General features: G+C 73.1%; 3 protein-coding genes. 1 reads left to right on the plus strand and 2 read right to left on the minus strand.

Going from position 1 to position 3,229, the window contains the following annotated elements; all coding sequences use genetic code 11:
- Positions 1-2,202: ATP-binding protein (locus DEIPI_RS35355; protein WP_084473995.1), on the plus strand; the 2,202-nt coding region annotated here is incomplete at its 5' end.
- A gap of 73 nt (positions 2,203-2,275) precedes the next feature.
- On the opposite strand, the gene DEIPI_RS0105960 is transcribed toward DEIPI_RS35355, so the two are convergent.
- The gene (locus DEIPI_RS0105960) at positions 2,276-2,524 is read right to left on the minus strand and encodes a hypothetical protein (RefSeq protein ID WP_027481188.1); all 249 of its coding nucleotides are present in this window, start codon (positions 2,522-2,524) and stop codon (positions 2,276-2,278) included.
- An 85-nt stretch (positions 2,525-2,609) separates the two neighbouring features.
- Positions 2,610-3,229: Rieske (2Fe-2S) protein (locus DEIPI_RS28905; protein WP_045233712.1), on the minus strand; the 620-nt coding region annotated here is incomplete at its 5' end.

The following is a 3,229-nucleotide window of genomic DNA, read 5'->3' on the forward strand; positions in this document are numbered from 1 at the left end:
GCACAGGCGCTCGAGCGCACCCGCCTCGCCGACGCCGCCCGCCTCGCCGAGGCGCAGGTGCGCGCGCAGGCCGAACTCATCGCCCTCGCCAACGAGACCGTCATCATCCGCGACGCCGGGGACCGCATCCTCAGCTGGAACGCCGCCGCCGAACGCATGTACGGCTTCACGGCCCGCGACGCGCTCGGACGGGTCACGCACGACCTGCTCTCCACCCGCTTCCCCGACTCCCGGACGGCGGTGGCGCGCGCCCTCGCCCGCGACGGGTTCTGGGAGGGACAGCTGGCCCACGTCCGCGCCGACGGCACCACCATCCACGTCCTGAGCCGACAGGCCGTGCGCCGCGACGCGGACGGACGCGTCCTCGCCATCGTCGAGCTCGACTGGGACATCACGGAACGCGTCGTCGCGGAGCGAACGCTGCGCGAGTGGAGCGACACCCTCGAAGCGCGCGTCGCGGAACGCACCGCCGAGCTGGAGGCCCGCACGCGGGCGCTCGCGGCCTTCACCGCCTTCACGGAGGCGGCGGGCGTCACGACGGACCTCGCGGGGCTCGCGTCGCGCGCCGTGAGCGTCCTGCGCGACGTCCTGGAGGCGCCCGTCAGCGGCGTGTACTACGCCCTCGACGAGCACGACCGCGAGTGGCACGCCCGCGCGTGGTCCGAGGATCTCGGCGCGGAGATCGTCGCGGACGTTCCCGCCGCGCTGCGGCTCGACCACGAGCGCCTGAACGCCATGATCAGCACGACCGGACCGACCTTCGTGAACGACTACCGCTCCGACGATCCCGCCGTGGAGCGCATCGTGCGGGCGTACGGCACGCTCGCGTTCTGCCCCGTCACGGTCAGCGGGAAGGTCACGGGCATCCTGATCGTCGGGGAGCGCGGCGACCGGCGCTGGAGCGAGCGCGAGGAGGCCGTCGTGCGCGCCGTGACCCGCAGCCTCACCCTCGCGCTGGAGCACGCGGAGCAGGGCCGCCGCCTCGCGCGGCAGAACGACGAGCTCGTCGCGCGCAACGCCGCCCTGCGCGGCTTCGCGCTCCTCGCGCGTGATCTCGCGTTCACCACCGATCCCCTCGAACTCGTCGGGCAGGCGCAGGACCTCGTGCTGTCGCTGCTGCCGGGCGGGGCGAGCACCTACTGGGAGGCGCGCGACGGTCGGATGTTCCTCACGCAGCACCGGGGCGAGCTCGGCTCTCCCGAGCTGATCGAGTACCTGCGCGGCGGCGTGGAGCTCGCCGCGAGCCCGAACCTCTCGCGGGCGCTGGGCGGCGAACGCGTCTTCCTCGACACCTACGACGCGGTGGTTTCCGGTCTCGACCGTCGACTCGTGGAGCACGTCGGGGCCGCCGCGATGCTGCCCGTCATCATCGACGGCCGCGCGCGCGCCGTGTTCGGCGTGGTGCTGTTCGGACGGCACCGCTGGACGGGCGTGGAACGCGCCGTGCTGGAGACGGCGGTGCACAGCCTCGGCCTCGCGCTCGAACGCGTCGACTTCGCCCGCGCCCTGGAGGATCAGCGCGCGAAGCTGGAAGTCGCCAACGCGGACCTGGAGGCCTTCGCGTACAGCATCAGCCACGACCTGCGCGCGCCCGTGCGGCACATCGGGGCCTTCGCGGGCCTGCTGAAGCGCTCCGTGGAGCACGACGAGCGCGCCCTGAAGTACCTCGGCACCATCGAGGGCGCGGCGGGCCGCATGAACACCCTGATCGACGAGCTGCTGCACTTCGCGCGGCTCGGGCTGTCCGAACCCGGGCGCGCCCCGGTGGATCTCGCCGCGCTCGTCGAGGCGACCCGCGAGGAGCTCGCGCCCGCCCTGGAGGGCCGTCAGGTGCGCTGGCGCGTGGGCGCGCTGCCGAACGTCCCGGGCGACGAGACGCTGCTGCGTCAGGTCGTCGCGAACCTGCTGGGGAACGCGGTGAAGTACAGCCGGACGCGGGACGTGGCGGTCGTGGAGGTGTGGGCGGACGTGACGGACGCGGAGGTGCGGGTGTTTGTTCGGGACAACGGGGTGGGCTTCGATCCGCGCTACGCGAGTCGGCTGTTCGGGGTGTTCCAGCGGCTGCACCGCGCGGAGGAGTTCGAGGGCAACGGGGTGGGGCTGGCGAACGTGAAGCGGATCGTGCAGCGGCACGGGGGGCGGGTGTGGGCGGAGTCCTCGCCGGGCGAGGGCGCCACCTTCTCCTTCTCCCTGCCGCGCTGAAGGCGGCCACACGACGGGAGGAGGCCCGGACGACGTGTCGTCCGGGCCTCCTCCCGTCGCTCGGGGCCTGACCTCAGAGCTTGGGTGGGTTGGCCATCGCACGGAACCCCGCGGCCTTCTCCCGCATGCCCATGCGGTCGTAGCACTCCCCGAGGCGGGAGGCGAAGAACTGCTGGGCTTGGACGTCCTCGCGGCGCTCGGCCGCTTCCAGACAGGTCCGGTAGTGCAGGACGGCGATGTGGAGGGCGCCTCCCTGAACGGCGCTCTCGGCGCGGCAGTGGCACAGGCGCAGGGAAACGATGTCGTGCAGTGGGCGTTCCATGAACACCCCAAGTGTAGGCAGGCGTGCCGTCCGCCGACTGCGAGTTAACGCAGCATTCACGTTCCAGCGCGGCTTTGATTAAGATTCAGGCCCAGTGGCGTCCCGGGCGGACCTCCACCGCGCCGTCCGTCTCCCGGATCTCGAAGCAGGGCTGCGAGTGTGCCGACGGACCGTCCAGCACCTGCCCGTCCTTCAGGCGGAAGGCCGATCCGTGCCAGGGGCAGCGGATCGCGCCGTCCTCCACGCTCCCCTCCGAGAGGGGGCCGCCGAGGTGCGTGCAGCGCTCCGCGAGGGCGTACACGCGCCCGCCGTCGCGGACGAGCACCACGGGCACGTCGCCCGTCGTGACGCGCAGCGGGCGGCCCTCCACGACGTCCGCGCTCGACGCGACGCGCGTGAAGCCGTCGGGCGGGAAGACGTCCACGACGTGCGTCACCGCCTGCGCCTCCTTGTGCACGAGCGCCCCGCCGAGGTGCGCGCTCGCGCCCGACACGGAGAAGCCCGCGAGGGCCAGCAGACGCGCGCCGTCCCGACGTCCCTGGCGGCGCATCACCCACGAGCCGACGTACAGCCCCAGCGCGACCGTGTTGAGCGTGCCGTGGACGAAGCCCACGCGCCGCTTGAGCCGGAAGTCCCCCACGGAATGCCAGTCCGTGATGCCCGTGACCGCCGCGAGGACCGCCCCGACGATGCCGACGCCGAGCG

It is taken from the genome of Deinococcus pimensis DSM 21231 (assembly GCF_000519345.1).
Lineage (GTDB): Bacteria > Deinococcota > Deinococci > Deinococcales > Deinococcaceae > Deinococcus_A > Deinococcus_A pimensis.

Excerpts from the sequence above, each read along its gene's own strand:
- DEIPI_RS0105960 (WP_027481188.1), bottom strand. The coding sequence starts at position 2,524 with ATGGAACGCCCACTGCACGACATCGTTTCCCTGCGCCTGTGCCACTGC.